This is a genomic window from Paraburkholderia sp. BL9I2N2 (genome assembly GCF_004339745.1).
In the GTDB taxonomy this organism is placed as follows: domain Bacteria; phylum Pseudomonadota; class Gammaproteobacteria; order Burkholderiales; family Burkholderiaceae; genus Paraburkholderia.
Genome location: NZ_SMGP01000001.1, coordinates 1,747,917 through 1,765,247, shown reverse-complemented (window position 1 = coordinate 1,765,247; position 17,331 = coordinate 1,747,917). Strand labels below are relative to the sequence as shown.

Annotated in this window: 17 protein-coding genes; 9 read left to right on the top strand and 8 right to left on the bottom strand. The window is 61.7% G+C overall.

Annotated elements, in window-relative coordinates; translation table 11 throughout:
- Window positions 1–32: 32 nt before the first annotated feature.
- On the bottom strand, window positions 33–695 hold the full coding sequence (locus B0G74_RS08275; RefSeq protein ID WP_132374345.1) for a response regulator: 663 nt from the start codon (window positions 693–695) through the stop codon (window positions 33–35).
- A 256-nt stretch (window positions 696–951) separates the two neighbouring features.
- Between B0G74_RS08275 and hpaC the strand changes: the two genes are divergently transcribed.
- Window positions 952–1,491, top strand: coding sequence for a 4-hydroxyphenylacetate 3-monooxygenase, reductase component (gene hpaC / locus B0G74_RS08270; RefSeq protein WP_132374344.1), 540 nt, complete (start codon window positions 952–954; stop codon window positions 1,489–1,491).
- On the opposite strand, the gene B0G74_RS46530 is transcribed toward hpaC, so the two are convergent.
- The 7 genes from B0G74_RS46530 to B0G74_RS08235 all read right to left on the bottom strand — a co-directional run bounded on the left by B0G74_RS46530 (window position 1,443) and on the right by B0G74_RS08235 (window position 8,374).
- The gene (locus B0G74_RS46530; protein WP_243658144.1) at window positions 1,443–1,775 is read right to left on the bottom strand and encodes a LysR family transcriptional regulator; all 333 of its coding nucleotides are present in this window, start codon (window positions 1,773–1,775) and stop codon (window positions 1,443–1,445) included. The two genes, hpaC and B0G74_RS46530, sit on opposite strands and share 49 nt — an antisense overlap.
- Before the next feature lie 383 nt (window positions 1,776–2,158).
- On the bottom strand, window positions 2,159–3,253 hold the full coding sequence (locus B0G74_RS08260) for a type VI secretion system ImpA family N-terminal domain-containing protein (protein ID WP_132374343.1): 1,095 nt from the start codon (window positions 3,251–3,253) through the stop codon (window positions 2,159–2,161).
- A gap of 12 nt (window positions 3,254–3,265) precedes the next feature.
- Window positions 3,266–4,342 (bottom strand): type VI secretion system baseplate subunit TssG, encoded by a 1,077-nt coding sequence (tssG, locus tag B0G74_RS08255; protein ID WP_165923835.1) that lies wholly within the window; start codon window positions 4,340–4,342, stop codon window positions 3,266–3,268.
- Window positions 4,342–6,231 carry a type VI secretion system baseplate subunit TssF gene (gene tssF / locus B0G74_RS08250; protein WP_132374342.1) on the bottom strand — a complete coding sequence of 630 codons (1,890 nt, stop codon included), beginning with the start codon at window positions 6,229–6,231 and terminating at the stop codon, window positions 4,342–4,344. The genes tssG and tssF overlap by 1 nt, the downstream gene beginning before the upstream one ends.
- Window positions 6,232–6,283: 52 nt before the next feature.
- On the bottom strand, window positions 6,284–6,829 hold the full coding sequence (gene tssE, locus B0G74_RS08245; protein ID WP_243658256.1) for a type VI secretion system baseplate subunit TssE: 546 nt from the start codon (window positions 6,827–6,829) through the stop codon (window positions 6,284–6,286).
- Between the two features lie 16 nt (window positions 6,830–6,845).
- A complete protein-coding gene (locus B0G74_RS08240; RefSeq protein WP_132374340.1) occupies window positions 6,846–7,718 on the bottom strand; it encodes a type VI secretion system accessory protein TagJ in 873 nt (290 codons plus the stop codon).
- Window positions 7,715–8,374: a TagK domain-containing protein gene (locus B0G74_RS08235; RefSeq protein ID WP_243658143.1), complete on the bottom strand. Its 660-nt coding sequence runs from the start codon at window positions 8,372–8,374 to the stop codon at window positions 7,715–7,717. Before B0G74_RS08235 ends, B0G74_RS08240 begins: the two co-directional genes overlap by 4 nt.
- A 563-nt stretch (window positions 8,375–8,937) precedes the next feature.
- On the opposite strand from B0G74_RS08235, the gene tssH reads away from it, so the two are divergent.
- The 8 genes from tssH (at window position 8,938) to tssK (ending at window position 17,306) form a co-directional block, all read left to right on the top strand.
- Window positions 8,938–11,685: a type VI secretion system ATPase TssH gene (gene tssH / locus B0G74_RS08230; RefSeq protein ID WP_132374338.1), complete on the top strand. Its 2,748-nt coding sequence runs from the start codon at window positions 8,938–8,940 to the stop codon at window positions 11,683–11,685.
- 38 nt (window positions 11,686–11,723) lie between these two features.
- Complete coding sequence (gene tssB / locus B0G74_RS08225) at window positions 11,724–12,272, top strand: type VI secretion system contractile sheath small subunit (protein ID WP_132374337.1); 549 nt, start codon at window positions 11,724–11,726, stop codon at window positions 12,270–12,272.
- 33 nt (window positions 12,273–12,305) lie between these two features.
- Window positions 12,306–13,799, top strand: a complete 1,494-nt coding sequence (gene tssC, locus B0G74_RS08220; RefSeq protein WP_132374336.1) for a type VI secretion system contractile sheath large subunit — start codon at window positions 12,306–12,308, stop codon at window positions 13,797–13,799.
- Window positions 13,800–13,930: 131 nt separating this feature from the next.
- Entirely contained in the window at window positions 13,931–14,332 is a 402-nt protein-coding gene (locus B0G74_RS08215; protein ID WP_132374335.1) for a hypothetical protein, read from the top strand.
- Window positions 14,332–14,817: a DUF3828 domain-containing protein gene (locus B0G74_RS08210; protein ID WP_243658142.1), complete on the top strand. Its 486-nt coding sequence runs from the start codon at window positions 14,332–14,334 to the stop codon at window positions 14,815–14,817. The genes B0G74_RS08215 and B0G74_RS08210 overlap by 1 nt, the downstream gene beginning before the upstream one ends.
- A 46-nt stretch (window positions 14,818–14,863) precedes the next feature.
- Window positions 14,864–15,346, top strand: a complete 483-nt coding sequence (locus B0G74_RS08205) for a type VI secretion system tube protein Hcp (protein ID WP_132374334.1) — start codon at window positions 14,864–14,866, stop codon at window positions 15,344–15,346.
- Between the two features lie 100 nt (window positions 15,347–15,446).
- Window positions 15,447–15,947: a type VI secretion system lipoprotein TssJ gene (gene tssJ, locus B0G74_RS08200; protein ID WP_132374333.1), complete on the top strand. Its 501-nt coding sequence runs from the start codon at window positions 15,447–15,449 to the stop codon at window positions 15,945–15,947.
- 12 nt (window positions 15,948–15,959) lie between these two features.
- Window positions 15,960–17,306, top strand: a complete 1,347-nt coding sequence (tssK, locus tag B0G74_RS08195; RefSeq protein WP_132374332.1) for a type VI secretion system baseplate subunit TssK — start codon at window positions 15,960–15,962, stop codon at window positions 17,304–17,306.
- Window positions 17,307–17,331: the final 25 nt, after the last annotated feature.

The following is a 17,331-nucleotide window of genomic DNA, read 5'->3' as shown; positions in this document are numbered from 1 at the left end:
GCCGATGGGCGTGCACACCAGCGCGGCATGCTTCAACGCTGCATGCCGCCTGTGTCCGCATCCTGATCCCACACCGCCATCACCTCGCGCACCAGCATCGCGATCGAGGCCGCGCCGAGTTTGTCCTTGATGCTCGCGCGATGCACGTCGACGGTCTTCACGCTGATCGACAGATCGCTGGCAATGCGCTTGCTGCCCTTGCCGTCGATCACGCCGCGCAATACCTCTTTTTCACGCGCGGTCAGCGACTCGATCCGCTTGCGCAACTCGCGCTGCTTCTGGGCGGCCACGTGACGTTGAGCGGCGAGCTTCAGCGCACTTTGCACGCGGTCGAGCATCTGCTGCGAGTTATACGGTTTCTCGACGAAATCGATCGCGCCGTTTTGCAACGCGCGCACCGACATCGGAATATCGCCGTGGCCGCTGACGAAAATGATCGGCAACGTGGCGCCGCGACGATTCAATTCCGCTTGCACGTCGAAGCCGCTTTGCTCGGGCATGCGCACGTCGAGCACGAGACAGGCAGGCACGTCCGGATCGAACGCGCCGAGAAACTCACCGGCATTCGGAAAACCCGCCGACTTCACGCCAACCGATTCGAGCAGCCACGCAAGCGACGTGCGCATGCCGCTGTCGTCGTCGACGATGTACACGATCGGTGCGAGGGGTGTGGCGGACTGCGAAGGCTGGGGCATGGGGGTAGTTTTAGATGCGATTCGAAGCGTATTACTGGCCCATCATAACCAGCGGAAAAAGCGCTGCAAAGCGATAGTTACCCTGAAATGGCGCTTTGTTTTGCCTATCAGCCCAACATTCGGCGATGCATTGGGGAAAGCTTTAGACGGACTGGGAAACACGGCTGCCCGGCTACCGCTCGCGCGGATTTTATTTTCCGCGGGGATTGCTTACGCTTGAATCCAATCACACGAGATCAGCCCAGGAACCCGAACGATGACGCCGACCCAACACGCGACTCCCGACGCCGAAGCTCACATGGACGCGAAACAGCAATTCCGTCAAGCCATGGCGCACCTCAGCGCCGCCGTCAACGTGATCACGACAGCGGGCCCGCATGGACGATGCGGCGTCACCGCGAGCGCCGTGTGCTCGGTCACCGATACGCCGCCTACGTTGCTCGTCTGCCTGAACCGGTCGAGCGCCATGCACGCGACCTTCCAAAGCAACCGGCATGTTTGCATCAACGTGCTGCCTGGCGAGCACGAACTGCTCGCGCGCCACTTCGCGGGCATGACCCAGGTGCCGATGGAAGAACGCTTTGGCTGGCCCATCTGGGACGAAGGCACGCACGGCGTGCCGGTCTTGCGCGACGCGCTGGCGAGTCTGCAAGGCGAGATCGTCGACCTGAAGGAAGTCGGCTCGCACTCGGTGATGTTCGTGAAGACCACACGCATTAGCGTACGACGCGATGGCGATGGCTTGATCTACTTCGACCGTAACTTCCATCGCATCAAACGTGCGGCATCGCATTGATGCATGATCGCGGCACGTGGACTGCTCATGCGACGTCCGCACGATCGGTGTCGAATTGAAAAAGCGGCGCCTGAGGTGACAGCTTCGACGAAACTGTCGAGTTGCGCGCCGCGCGCGCTGCGTGTCACGAGCGGCACGCCCAATTCCTGGTCGAGTTCGCGGATCGCCTTGGTCAACGCGGGCTGGGACAGGCACACCGTCTTGGCCGCGGCGCGGATGCTGCCGTGCTGGGCAATGGCCACTAAAGCGCGCAACTGGTTGTATTCCACGGGCGTTTTCGCCATTCGGATTGAGGCCATACTGGGCACGCAGCAACTCGAACAGACCCCGCTCCGTCGACGCCGGGTTGTGAGCATTCACCACCCCCGCCGATTCCTGCGCCGTGATCCAGAGCAGGTCACTGAATTCGGTCGGTGAAATGCCTTCGAGCTTTATCACTTTGCGCAACGCGTCTCGCGACGCGATCGGCACGATCAACGGATCTCTTGCCACCCAACCCTGCTTGCCGTGCTTAACCTGACGATGGACATGCGCATGCTTGTTCATAAACGATCTACATTCCAAAGATGCTGGAAGCGGCGGTTGCGCATGGATGGGGGTTCGCTTTTGCCGTCACTGATCGGGCTGATGCAAGGCATCTTTCGGTTGTGTTTCTCACCAGCGCACGTCATGTTTCGTTGTCCCATTGCACGAGCAACTCGGCCGGAATCGCCAGGACCACCTCCGCATAGCGTTTGCCGACGAACCGTTCCGCGCGCCGCAGCAGCACTGGAATGGGACTGCTCGGCTCATGCTGCTCGAACCACTGACGAGCTGCCCGGACCAGTTCGAGCGCGGCTTGACGATCCGGCGGTGTCGCGTCCAAGCGACAATTGACGGCGGCAGCGACAGGCGATGCTGTTCTCTCTTCGTTCGCGGGTAACGAATCGCCCGACGCGGCATTCGTGACTTCGTCCATAGCCTGCGCGTCGGCCGCGACGATCGCCGGGTGAGCGCTTTCCGATCGCGCTTCCCCGGCGCTCAGATGCCGCAGCAACCGGGTAAGCGCTGACAAGTCCGCGGCGTAGAGATTCAGGTGTTCGCGGCTCCACGCGTCGATCGAGGCGACGCTCGCCAGCGCGTCATCGAATCCCGCCAGAGCCGCTGGTTGTTGCACGCGTAGATCATCGAGTTGCCGCGTCACCGACTCGGGCGCAAGCGCATCGCTCGGACGCGGTTGAGCAAAGGCGCGTTCAACGTCGCGCACCTGCAGGCGTGCCGCCGTCGACTTCGTCAGCGCGATCTCGCGCACGTCCGATAGCAGACCGTCTGTATCGGCCAAGGTCTGCAACGCATTCATGCGAATTTCCAGCGCGGCATCACGATCTGTGTCGACGCCCGGTTGCGGGTGAATCCCGTCGGGAAACGCAGCCAGCCATGCAGCGAGCAATCCGGTGCCTTCGGCAAGGCCTGCGGCACCCGCAAGGCGCGTGCGGCACCGCGTAAAGAGGACCGCGAGGCGCATGTCCTTGCTGCGCATCATCAGGCGCCGGCAGTCGCGATCGACATCGCTCCAGTTGACCGGGTCCGGAGAACCCACGAAGTCGCCGTACTGTGCCTCAATCCTTGTGGCCACTTTCGCCGAAAGCACCACGAATTCCGGATCGTATTCGAGGTCGGCCCCGCAAGGAGCGCTGTCATCCACCGGCATCATCCAGTCGTGAAGCGCTGGCCCCTTGGCCGGCGCGGATTTCTGCGGCGCCTGTTTTCTGTTATTGCTCATCGTCTACCTTCATCACCCGCGCGGCTGCGCCACATCCACGGCATCGCGCTTGAATTCCTTTACATAGCGTTCCGGCTCGAAACGCATACCGGTAATCCGCTCTTCAGACGCTGAACGTCCCAGCCACCCGGACCATCCGAGCTGCTGCGGGCCGCCCATGACAGCAGGCGGCGCACTCTGCGGCCGGATGCGCAGTTCCAGTTCCCAGTTGAACTCATTGCCGACGAACGTCCTGACCCATTCAATCAGTCGCGGCAAATCCGCACCCTGCGGGGTAAAGCGCAGGTATTCGTCGAGGTCGACCGGCCCGACGACAATGCGGAATTTGTGCTGACGATCGGGTATCTGTTCACCGAGCGTCGCGCCGTCGCACATGGTCGACGGCGAGCCAGGCCAGCCGAGACGGCTGTGTTCGCTCGGATCCACGTCGAACCAGTGAAATGCAAATTCCTCGATGGCCACTGGCACGCCGAAGTAGTGCGCAAGCGTGGCGCGCAGGCCATCCGGATTGCGCGCCTCGCGCACGAGATGCGGCGCGGCCGACAGGCGCGCATGCGCAGGCAGCGGCCCGTGATCGATCTCGCGGACATCCTGGCCGGTAAGGCTCGCAACGTAGAACGAGAATCGCTCGTTGCCGGGTCGATCGAGTCCCGCCGCGGCCTGGGCGGACGCCCATGCGCGGTACAGCAGCGTCAGGTAGCGGTGGTGGAAGATGTCGAGGAAATTGACCAATGTGGTATCGCGTCGGCTCTCCTCACGTTCGCGCGCAATCTCCGTTACGTGGATCGGCAGCGGCCCGTTCGGCCCGAGCATCCCCAGACTGAAGAGGCGCACTTTCAGTCTTCCGTTCGCTTGCCCGACGCTCGCAATTTCGCGCGGGGCGAAGGTCAGGCTCGGCTGCTGCCCGAGACGAAACGGTTCCGCCTGCGGGCGTTGCGCCGTGCCGACCGGATCGATTCGCGGATCGGCGCCGATGCGACGCAGCAGCGTCAGGAAGCCGTAGCGCCACGGCTCGGCCCGCAGGCGTTCGATCAACTCCGGCGAAAGCGCTGCATCGCGCACGATCGCCTTCAGCAGGGCCCGGTCCATCAGACGATCCCACGCGTGCCCATGCGCACGGGCCAGTTCGCCACGCGGCCGCGCTGCATCGAATGCAGTTCGGTCTGCGTGAAGCTGTTGACCGACACGTGTCGCGTCAGATAGTGCTCGAGAATCAGGCCGAACAGATAGGGGCTGGTGCCCGAGAAGCCGGTTTCGTCGACGGTCAGCGCGCACTCGATGCCACGTCCGAACACCAGCGGGCCACCACCCGGAAGTTTCCTCGCCACCGGCCGTGTCTTCACGCCGACGAGGCTTTCGACCTGACGTCGGTGCTCGGTGTCGTCGGCTGCCAGGAACAGTCGCAACAGGTCACGCAGGCCCTGCCCGCCCTCGCGGTGATCGAGATCGTCAAGGGGCAAATAGTTGAAGTTCAGTTGACGGATCAGCCGCCAGGCCATCTCGCGCTCCGCGTAGGGCGCTCTCGGCACACTGGGGGCGCGAATCAAGCCGGTGCTCGCCACCGCATCGGCGTCGGCTACCGCAAGATCGTTGACGCCGTCACGCGGCACAAGGTTTGGCAGATCGCGGTTGGTAACCCACGCATCGACCGACAGGTAGCGGATTTCCTCGCTGTAGGGCGCCTCATGCTGATCGACCAGCGACACAAACATCTCCGTGCCGATGTACGGTGTTCGTGTACCGTAGCGGCGCGCCGAGTCCGAAATCAGCCGGCGCTCGCGGCGCGTCGAGAAATACCGTCCGTAATTTCCTTCGTCGTTGTTCAACGTTTGAAACAGCGGCCGGAATTCGCGCTCGGCGGACGTCGTCGTGACCTGCCCGGACAGCTTTTCAACGGCAAACACCTCATAGTCGAGTGGATGAAGCCGCGCCGGCACGATGCGGAACTCGGTGTCGCCTTCCGACAGTTCGATCTGGTCGGTGTGCTTACGGAACAGGTTGATGACCGGCGTGCAGAACAGCGCAAAGCGCGACGCGTCGACGAGGCTCGCGAGCCGGTCGGGTGACTGGTCGAGTAGCAGGACAATTTCCGCTTCCGGGCCGTTGACGCGGCGCAGGCCCTCCTTGAGACCGGTTAGCGTAAAGAAATAGAAGCGACTCGGGCACGCGAAGTATTCATGCAACAGGTTGTGTCCGTGAAATTTCGACCACGTGAGCGGCAGCAGGCCCTCGTCGTGCCGCAGCCCCTCGTGAACCACCGCGTCGGAGCTCACCACGGACAGCGGCCGGCCGGCTGTGCCGAACTGACCCGGCACGCCGGTTATCGTTGCGACGCCCGCCGCGTGGATCAGCTCGAACAGGTGTGAAGCAACCTGTTCGTCACCCGCCAGGTACACAGGCAATCTGTCCAGCCCTCGCAGATCGGCCATGGATGCTGCATTAGTCGTACGCAACTTCAGGCGCAGCGCGCCGCGTACCTGCACGTTCGGTGGCACGTAGCGGCCGAGCGAGGCAATGTCGGGCGGAATGCCGGTCAACCTTGCTTCGGCAATCTCCAGCGGATAGAGCATCACGTCCTGGCTGCTGCGGAACTGACAGGGCGTCTGCTCTCCATCAGGTACGCGGGACTTGAAGGCGGTGCCGCGTGCAACGCGGAAACCTTCGGCAAGATTGCCTTCGACGGGGCTCGGGTACAGGCGCGCGACGGCCATCGAAGGCGTGGGAGCAACGTAGTTGGGGTAGATGACTTCGAGCAGCCGCCCGGTGAAACGCGGAAACTCGGCATCCAGCTTGATCTGCATGCGTGCCGCCATGAAGCAGAACGATTCGATCAGACGTTCGACATATGGGTCCGCCACCTCACCCGCCTGCATCCCGAGCCGCCGCGCAATCTTCGGATGAGCCTGCGCGAACTCGCCGGCGAGCTCGCGCATGTAAATCAATTCCTGGTTGTAGTAGTCGAGCAGTCGCGGATCCATCGGTGTTTTCTCGTTGTTCTTTAAGCTTCTCTTGCGCAACGGAGGGCTGTGCTCAGCCCGCGCGCATGCCGGTGACGTTCAACTGGCTCGTTTCCAGATCGAGCGAACTCTGCACCATGAATTCGAGCGGATAAGGATCCATGCGGATCATGCAGCGGATCTCGAATGCCAGCACGTTGTAGTGAACGTCGGCATCGACTCCCGCGAGCGGCGCAATGCTGAGCGAATCGGAGATCAGCCGCGGCTCGAACTCGCTAATCGCGGTCCGGATGATCTTCTCGATGTCTTCCCACTTGCGCGTTGCCGTGAAGGCGCCCGCCAGCGCCGGCACACCGAAATTCACGGTTGACGAAGCCGCGTGCGGATGTCGCTTGCGATCGATCAGGTCCTCGATGCTGGTCGTGTTGAGCAGGAACGCCAGGTCGCGCTGCACGATGTCGCGCATCTGTGCACGGGTCACCGCGTATTCATTGGGCGCTTCTGTCTGCCTCTGCGGGGCATCGTCACGCAGACGATCGAGCAAGGTCGGCAGCAGGTGCGCATTCGCACGCCGAGGCGTGGTGCCGCCATCACGAACCGACCGCGCGTCGCCGCGCATCGGCTTCGACGCCGGCTTAAGCCTGTTCATTTGAGCCGCCCTGCTGATTCGATCCGCGCTTGCTCGCGCCGTTACTGAATTCGCAACCAGCAAGCTCGAAGACACTCAAGTCGCCGGCACTGGTTGTCCACGTTTTTCGGCCATGGGCGATCACGCCGGTCGCCCCCGATTCCCGCCACACCGTCTTGCGTCCTAGTCGGATGGCATCACGCTCGCCGCTGTCCCCCTGCACATCTTCCGCGCCGGGGTAACGCGCCGGCGCGAAGCCGCACACCGTGGTGCCGTCGAGCAGCGTCCACGTGCACGGTGCCCAGACGAGATCAAGGAGCGTGGCGGGACGCTCGACCTTCCACGCGGCAAGATCTGAAAACGGCAACCACCGGTAGCGTCCTGCCGTCACCACTTCGCAGACTGGTCCGAAGCGCGAATCGCTGTCGCCGATCCAGTCGAACGCGAAATGCGGCGCTTGACCCGCGACGAGCGGCGCGCGATCGAGCGCCGCATAGCGCGCCTGATCGGCGGCGTCGATCTGACCGGCAGCGCTCAGACGCAACGCCTCGATGAGCCCCTCGACCCATGACGGCGCGTGGAAGACGAACCCGGGACGCTCGCGACCCGCGATGACTTTCGCGCGCCAGAGCTCGGCGCGAATCAGATCGCGATACACCTGAACGGCCTGAGTCTGCACGGGACAAAGTTGCGCAAACACCTGGAGCTGACCGATTGCGCGCTCCCAATGACCGGTCACGCATAGCAACTGGAACAGCGCCCAGCGAAATTCGGCTGCTGCGGGGAGCGTGCGAATCTGCATTTCAGCAGCCGCGATGCGCTCATCGAGCGGCATGCCGTGATCGGTCGTCGGGTTGATGCGGGATAGCTGCGCGGTCATCGAGCGTCTTCGTGTGTCAATGAATGAGAGGCCGGCAATGGGCTGTCAAGACCCAACGTATGGTGCTCGCGCCGCGCAAGCGCAGGCGGCAACGCGCGGACGCGCCGCGCTGCCGCGGCGAGGTATTCCTCCGGCGCAAAAAGACCCAGGATTTCCGGGACCGGCTCCGATGCCGCCAGGTCAGCTTCATGGGCCGCCGCCAGCGGGCCGAAGACGTCTTCCATGAAGCGCGCGCCGGACAGGAGTGCCTCGATCGACCCGCTGTGCGGCGCCTGGGCAACCACCGATGACTCGTAGTGCAAAGCCGGGTGCAGTCCCGCCGATAACGCCGGCTGTGCTCCCCACCCTTCGGTAAGCGACGCCTGCGGATCAACAAGCACGCGACGATACTGCTCATGCAGCGTCTCGATCAGATCGTCGGCGCCATTACCTGCCTCGTCTCGTTCGCGCCGCGATTCGCCATTTTCAGAGGCCAGGGCGCCGCCGATCAGTCCGAATATGGCGTTACTGCCACGCAAGTCTTCGTCGATGCGGTCATCGGCATCGTCTTCACAGGCACGTAGTGGATCGTCGACGGCCTCACGTGCGAGGCGCATGTCTTCCCGCAGTCCGCATTCCGTTTCGGCCGCGCCCGGTTCAATGCGCGTCGGCGCCATGGCGTCGCGCCTGATAAGCCTGTTTATCCACATGCGATTCCCGTGCCTTTCCTCAATGGCGAGAGATCGCATTTTAACCACAACTCGCGGGCATTAGTCCATTACCCATCGAATGAATTTTACTCCGATAACCGATCTTATTTTTGAGACAAACACCAATCGGCGAAAAACCTTGATCGACGTTAGACACCTCCCAACCTCACAACACTCACCAACATTTAAATGCAATATAGAGATATATTTTTATTCCATAAAAACAATGACATGTAGACACAACACCAATGCCAACATACTCACCATGAAGAACTTTCCGAACATTGAATAGAAATTTCCCAATCTAGATAAGTTGCAAGTTTTATAGGCAATAGTCAATTGACGAATCATCCAAGCCATGTGTTTAATACAGTCAAGACGATTTGCTTATTCCAAAGAATATCGGGAAATTCGGAATACAACCTTGATTCGACCAGACTAAATTGAATAGTCGTTGGGCTGATTAGAAATTACGTTGTCCGGCAATAGTCGAAAGCACAAAACCAAGAACAACGATTCAGAGAAACCACATGGCGATTTCGCGTCAGGCGCTTTTCGGCAAGCTTGGAACCACGCTGTACAGAAGCATCGAGTCCGCCACGGCCTTCTGCAAGCTGCGCGGCAATCCGTATATCGAGCTTGTGCATTGGCTCCATCAACTGCTGCAGCAGCCTGATTCGGACCTGCATCGGATCGCGCGGCACTGTGGCATCGATCACGCAACGCTAGATCGCGATCTGGCGCGTGCGCTGGCCGCACTGCCCGCGGGTGCCAGTTCGATCAGTGACTTCTCGCATTACGTCGAATTGGCAATCGAACGCGCGTGGGTGCTTGCAACACTTAGTTTCGACGACCGAAGTATCCGTAGCGCGTGGCTCGTCGCCGCACTCGTACAGACGCCTGAGCTGCGGCGTGTGCTGCTGTCCATCTCGCCGGCGTTCGGCAAGATACCTGTCGAAGGTCTGGACGACGCTGTTCTTGCATACATCGACGGGTCGCCCGAAGCCGCTGACGCACCTTACGACAACAGCGATTTCTCGCCAGCGGTGCCCGGTGAAGCCTCGCATGCCCTTTCCGCGGTATCAAAGGGCTCGCCGCTCGAACAGTTCTGCACGGACCTGACAGCGCGCGCACACAACGGTGAAATCGACCCGGTCGTCGGGCGCGAGCTGGAAATTCGCACCATGATCGACGTGCTGCTGCGCCGCCGGCAAAACAATCCCTTGCTGACCGGCGAGGCGGGCGTCGGCAAGACCGCCGTTGTCGAGGGGCTGGCGTGCGCCATCGCCGCGGGCGACGTGCCGCCCAAGCTGGTGGGCGTGCGCTTGCTGAATCTCGACGTGGGCGCACTGCTCGCAGGCGCAAGCATGAAGGGGGAATTCGAAGCGCGTCTGCGAGGCGTGCTGGAGGCGGCGCTGAAATCAACGGTCCCCGTGATCCTGTTCGTCGACGAAATCCACACGCTGATCGGTGCGGGCGGCCAGGCCGGCACCGGCGACGCCGCCAATCTGCTCAAGCCTGCGCTCGCGCGCGGCGCGATTCGCACGATCGGCGCGACGACCTGGGCGGAGTACAAACGGCACATTGAAAAGGATCCCGCGCTGACGCGGCGTTTCCAGGTTCTGCAAGTGCCGGAGCCGGAAGAACTGGCGGCGATCGACATGGTGCGCGGACTTGCGGAAACGTTCTCGCGGCATCACGGCGTGGTCGTGCGTGACCAGGCGATCCGCGCGGCCGTGACCCTGTCGCATCGGTATATCCCTTCCCGTCAGTTGCCGGACAAGGCAATCAGTCTCCTCGACACCGCCTGCGCGCGTGTCGCACTTTCCCAGCATGCGCCCCCGCGAGAGCTGCAGGACGTGCGTCAACGCGTGCGGGCAGCTCGCGTCGAAAGCGAGTTGCTCGCCGCGGAATCGCGTATCGGCCTCGATGCCGGCCGCGCCTTGGAGGCGGCCCAGAGTCGCATCGATGAACTCGTCGCCGCCGAGCAGAGCATCGAAGCGCGCTGGCAAGCACAGCTCCTCGCGGCGCAGGCCTTGCTCGCCGCCCGTGATGCGCTCGGTGCCAATACCGGTGCGTCGCAACCCGACAGAAGCATGGATACGCGCAGACCGCTTCATCCGCTCAAGGAACTGGAACGCGCGCTCACGGAATTGCAGGGCGATGGGCCGCTGGTGTTTCCGGAGGTGAGCGAAGCGATCGTCGCCGAAGTTGTGTCGGATTGGACAGGCATCCCGGTCGGCCGCATGCTCACCGACGAAGTGGCCGCCGTGCAGTCGCTGCCGGCCACGCTCGAGGCGCGAGTGATCGGCCAGCGCGATGCACTGCATCAGATCGGCGAGCGGGTGCAAACCGCACGCGCCGGGCTAACGGACCCGAAGAAGCCGCTCGGCGTATTCCTGCTCGCGGGGCCCTCCGGCGTGGGCAAAACCGAGACGGCGCTCGCACTGGCCGAAGCGCTCTACGGCGGCGAGCAGAACCTGATCACCGTCAATATGAGCGAATATCAGGAGGCTCATACCGTTTCCGGACTGAAAGGCGCTCCGCCCGGATATGTCGGTTACGGCGAGGGAGGCGTGCTCACTGAGGCCGTTCGGCGCCGCCCCTATTCGGTGGTTTTGCTCGACGAAATCGAGAAGGCCCATCGCGACGTGCACGAAATGTTCTTCCAGGTCTTCGACAAAGGCTACATGGAGGATGGTGACGGCCGCTACATCGATTTCCGCAACACGACGATTCTGCTCACCAGCAACGCCGGCTCGGAACTGACGACAAGCCTGTGTGCCGATGCACCGCTCTCGCCCGACGCCGACGGGCTGCGCGAAGCCCTCACACACGAGTTGCTCAAGGCATTTCCCGCGGCATTTCTCGGCCGCGTCACCGTGGTGCCGTACCGGCCGCTTGCCGGTGAATCGCTTGCGCGCATCGTGCGCTTGCATCTGGACCGCGTGGTCATGCGCATGGCCCGCGTCCATGACATTGCGCTTGCCTACAACCAGCAAGTGGTCGACTACATCGTCGGCAGATGTCTTGTCGACGAAACCGGGGCTCGTGTACTGATCGGCTTCATCGAACAACACGTGCTGCCTCGCCTGTCCGCGTTGTGGCTCGACGCATTTTCGTCGAAATGGCCCATCACGCGCATTGAAATCGACGTCGTCGACGCGAGCGCACCACCCATCGTGGCGCTCACTTTTCAATGCACGTATGCGCATGCCCCGGTCGAGCCATCAGCAGCCGCAATGTCACCTTCCCTTTCCGTCGAGCAGGTTGACTAAACGCTGCCGACTCATCACCACCGTCCACGGAGACCTCAATGTCTGTTCCCAGTAGTTCGCAGAAATTCATCGCGCGCAATCGGGCGCCACGTGTGCAGATCGAGTACGACGTCGAAGTCTACGGCTCCGAGAAGAAGGTCGAACTGCCGTTTGTCATGGGCGTGCTTTCGGACCTCTCCGGCAAGCCCGTCGAACCGCTGCCGCCGGTTGCCGACCGCAGTTTCCTCGATATCGATATCGACAACTTCGATGAACGGATGAAGGCGATCAAGCCGCGCGTCGCATTCGCGGTGCCGAACACGCTGTCAGGCGAGGGGCAGTTGATGGTCGATATGACCTTCGAGAGCATTGAGGACTTCTCGCCGGCGGCCGTCGCCCGCAAGGTCGATTCCCTGCGGCAACTGCTCGAAGCCCGCACGCAACTCGCGAATCTGCAAACGTACATGGACGGCAAGTCCGGCGCGGAATCACTCGTCAACAGGCTGCTGCAGGATCCGGCGCTGCTGAAATCGCTTGCGGCCACACCGAAACCCCAGCTTTCGAACGCCGCAGCCGACGTGGCGGATGCCACGGACGCGCCCCGCTGATCGACGGGACAGAACAGATTCAGAGGACAAACCATGGCAAAACAACCAATGCACGCGGCCACCGCGGAAGTACACACGCAGTCCGACTTTACCCAACTGCTCAACCAGGAATTCAGGCCGAAAACCGAACAGGCCCGCGAGGCCGTCGAGCACGCCGTGCAGACGCTCGCCGAACAGGCGCTGCTGCAATCGGCCACGATCAGCGACGACGCCTACAAGAGCATCGAGGCGATCATCGCTCAGATCGATCACAAGCTTTCCGAGCAGATCAACCTGATTCTGCATCATGACGACTTCCAGAAACTGGAGTCCGCCTGGCGCGGCGTACACCATCTGGTTTCGAACACGGAAACCGACGAGCGTCTGAAGATCCGTTTCATGGACGTGTCGAAAGACGAATTGCGCCGCACGATGAAACGCTATAAAGGCATCGCCTGGGATCAGAGCCCGCTCTTCAAGCAGATCTATGAAGAAGAGTACGGCCAGCTTGGTGGCGAGCCTTATGGCTGCCTGGTGGCCGACTACTATTTCGACCATACGCCGCCTGACGTCGATCTGCTCGGCTCGATCGCCAAAGTCGCCGCGGCGGCGCACACGCCGTTCATCTCCGGCGCGTCGCCCTCGGTGCTACAGATGGAATCGTGGCAAGAACTCGCCAACCCGCGCGACCTGACCAAGATCTTCACTCAGAATCTCGAGTACGCGCCGTGGAACTCGCTGCGCAATAGCGAAGACGCGCGCTATGTCGGTCTCGCGATGCCCCGTTTCCTCGCCCGCCTGCCCTATGGCGCGAAGACCAATCCCGTTGACGAATTCGACTTCGAAGAAGACACCAACGGCTCCGACCACCGCCGTTACGCGTGGGCCAACGCGGCCTATGCGATGGGTGTGAACATCAATCGTTCGTTCAAGCTGTATGGCTGGTGCTCGCTGATCCGCGGCGTCGAATCCGGCGGTACGGTCGACAATCTGCCGTGTCATTCATTCCCCACCGACGACGGCGGCGTCGACATGAAGTGCCCGACCGAGATCGCCATCTCGGACCGGCGCGAAGCCGAGTTGTCGAAGAACGGTTTCATCCCGCTGATCCACCGCAAGAATACCGATCACGCCACTTTCATCGGTGCGCAGTCCTTGCAGAAACCGGCCGAATACCACGACGCGGACGCCACCGCGAATGCGAATTTGTCCGCGCGCCTGCCGTATCTGTTCGCCTGCTCGCGCTTCGCGCATTACCTCAAGTGCATCGTGCGCGACAAGATCGGCGCGTTCAAGGAGCGCGAGGAAATGCAGCGCTGGCTGAACGAGTGGGTCATGCACTACGTCGACGCGGATCCTGCCAACTCATCGCAGGAAACCAAGGCGCGACGCCCGCTTGCCGCGGCCGAAGTCGTCGTGGAAGAAGTGGAAGGCAACCCCGGTTATTACCAGGCGAAATTCTTCCTGCGCCCGCACTTCCAGCTCGAAGGCCTGACGGTGTCCTTGCGTCTCGTCGCGAAACTGCCGTCCATCAAGGAAGCGGCTTAATCGATACGTTTGCGAGTAGGTCCCCCTGAATGCACGGCATGTCTGCTGTCCGAAACCAGCCGTGCGTCCAGGCACGGACCAGCTCGTCGTTCGTGATTCTTTACCGTTTTTTTCCGATTCAAGGCGTTGATATGGCCGATGAAAATTACGATGTCGATGCAGCCGTAGCGCATCTCAATGCTCACGCACATGCGGACTCCCTTGGCCGATGCGCGTCCTACGTCAGGCAAGCGATTGCGGCCGGCGGAATCGTCATTCCTCGAGGGCCGGCGGTCGAGTTGGCGAAGAACTACGGCCCCGTTCTGCGCACGCGCGGTTTTGTCGAGGTGTCGGCAAGTGACCTCATTACGCCGCGCAAAGGGGATATCGCCGTCATTCAGTCTTACCCAGGCGGCAATATCGCCGGCCATATCACCATGTACAACGGTCAGCGGTGGGTTTCCGATTTCCGCCAGAACGACATGTGGAGCGGCCCCGGCTATCGCCAGAACAAGCCCGCGTACAAGGTGTACCGGTGGCAGGGAGAACAGTGATGCGATTGCGAGCCTGCGTATTGGCGCTGATCGCATGGGCTGTTCTGAGCATGCAGCCGGCATTTGCACAAAGCGCCGCGTCAGCGCAGCGGTTTCTGCAAACCGTCTACAGCGCCTACACGTTCAACGGCGATCCTCCCGGCATTGAAGCGGCGGGCTCTCACGCCATTGCCTCGCCATCGCTCCTGCAGTTGATCAGGAAAGATCAGCGGGCGTTGAAGGGCGAGGCCGGCTATCTGGACATGGATCCGATCTGCCGTTGTCAGGACTTCGACGTGAAGACGACCGGCATTGAAGTCACGGTGGCGAAGCGCCAAAAAGCAAAGGCCGTCGTTTCATTTACGAACTTCAGGAAACCGAACAGGGTGGAGCTCGATCTGGTGTGGGTTCGTGGCAAATGGCTTATCGACGATATCAGGGGCAGTGATGATCGGCGCAGCCTCCGTGACGCACTACAGGCAGAGATTGCTGATTTGGTCAGGTAGTTGTTGTGAAACCAGGTTGTAGATGTTTAACACCAAGGAGCTTTAGATGGCACAAGACATTTTTCTCAAGATCAACGGCATTGATGGCGAGTCGCCCGACTCGTCGCACAAGAACGAGATCGAGGTGAGGAGCTGGGGCTGGCGCGTGTCGCAGCAAGCGAACATGCACGCTGGTTCGGGTGGCGGCGCCGGCAAGGCCACCGTCGAGGACCTCGAGTTCGAACACCTCGTGGACCGGGCGAGCCCGAACCTGATGAAGTACTGCCTGACCGGCAAGCACGTCGACCAGGCTGTGCTGGTTGTCCGCAAAGCCGGTGGCAACCCGCTCGAATATCTGAAGATCACGATGAGTGACGTGATCGTGACTCAGGTTCATCCGTCCGGCAGCAACTCCGACGAAGGCATTCACGAACACGTCCGGCTTTCGTTTGCCAAGGTCAAGCAGGAATACGTCGTACAGAACGCGCAAGGCGGTAGCGGCGGCGCCGTGACGGCCGCCTTCGACATCAAGGGCAATAAGGAGGCTTAAGCCGTCCTGCCAACAGTCGCCCGGGCAGGTCCTGGCCCGCCTGGGCCTTTCCGGTTTGCTTCCCGCGGCGTTTCTATCGCGCCTCATTTTGCGTTGCCTAATGCGCCTCTTCATCAACGTTATTGCTCTCGCTTTTGCATGCGCGCTGACCGCGTGCGTCAGCAGCGATCCCAAAATGGCGAAGGAGCCCGTCAAGCTCGAACTGTCGGTCGTCGCATCCGCCGGCGTCAATCCCGACGATCAGAAGCGCGCGGCGCCGATTGTCGTACGGATCTATGAATTGAAAACCGACGGCGTGTTTAATTCCGCCGACTTTTTTTCATTGCAGGACAAAGACAAGACCGCTCTCGCGGACGATCTCGTCACCCGCCAGCAATTCCAGCTGCGGCCTGGCGAGAGCAAATCCATCAAGACCAGGGCCGATCCCGCAACCACCAGCGTCGGAATCCTGGCGGCCTACCGGGATCTGCCCAACTCGGTATGGCGCGCGGTCTATCCGCTGCCGGCGGCGCCGGATGCGGCGTGGTACCGCGCCTCGCCCAAACTCAAACTGACCATCAATCTTGAACCCAACGCAATCAAGATTACCGAGACCAAATAGTGGAATGAACGCATGAGCTGGCACAACAAGGTCGTCTGGAGCGAGGGGCTCTTTCTGCGCCCACAGCTTTTTCAGCAACAGGAACGGTATCTCGAACACTATGCGCACAAGCGCGCGGCAACGCTCTCGCCGTTCTTCTTCGGCTTCAGTCATTACAGCCTCGATACCGAGGCGCTGGCGCTAGGCAAGGTGATCGTGAAATCGGCCAGCGGCGTGTTCGCCGACGGCACGCCATTCGATACGCCCGGCAGCACTCCCCCGCCTGCGCCGCTCACCATCCGCGCGGAACACCTGGATCAGTTGATCTACCTCGCCGTGCCTGTCCGTGTGCCGAACGGCGAAGAGACGACTTTCGACAACGCTGCTGACTCGCTCGCCCGCAACGTCGTATTCGATACCGACCTGCGCGACACCAATTCGATCGGACAAGGGCCGAAGACCGTGCAATTGTCGAATCTGCGCCTGCGACTCGTGCCGGAAAAGGAATTGACCGATGCATGGATCGGACTTGCGCTGACACGCGTCAAGACGATTCACGCGGATAGCAGCATCGTTCTGGACGACACATTGATTCCACCGGTGGCCGGTTTCGGGGCGAGCGACCTGCTCAAGAGCTGGCTCGCGAAGATTCACGAACTCACGCGCCTGCGCGCAACCGCCCTCGCTACACGGCTGACCGGCGGCGACGGCAAAGCCGGCACGACCGCCGAAGTGTCCGACTATCTGCTGTTGCAGACGCTTAACCGTTACGAGCCTCTGCTTCAGCATCTGCGCCGGGTACCGACCACGTCGCCGGCCGATCTGTACGCGCTGCTGCTGAGCATGGCAGGAGAACTGTCGACCTACGTGCGTCCCGAAAGCCGCCGCCCGCTCGACTCCCATCCAGCCTACCAGCACACCACACCGCATCTTTGCCTGAAGCCCGTGGTGGATGACACGCACCTGTTACTCAACGCGGTGCTGGTGCGCAGCGCGCAAAGCATCGTGCTGAAAGAACAGGGACATGGGATGCGCAACGCGGTGGTCGATCCGGTCGACATGCGCGGCTTCACGGCAGTCGTGCTCGCAGTGCACGCCGCGATGCCGCCGGATCTGCTCCAGCAACAGTTCGCCGCCCAGGCGAAAGCCGGTCCCTCTGAACGGTTGCCGGACCTGGTGCGCGGCCACTTGCCGGGCATCGCGCTGCAGGCGTTGCCGGTGCCGCCGCGACAGATCCCGTTCAACGCGGGCTTCGTGTACTACGAACTCTCGCGTAGCGGCCCGTTGTGGGAAGAAGTCGCGCGGCACGGCGGCCTCGCCCTGCATGTCGCCGGTGATTTCCCGTCGCTGAAGCTCGAACTGTGGGGCGTGCGCGGCTAGCACACATCAGCCGCTATCGGGCAGC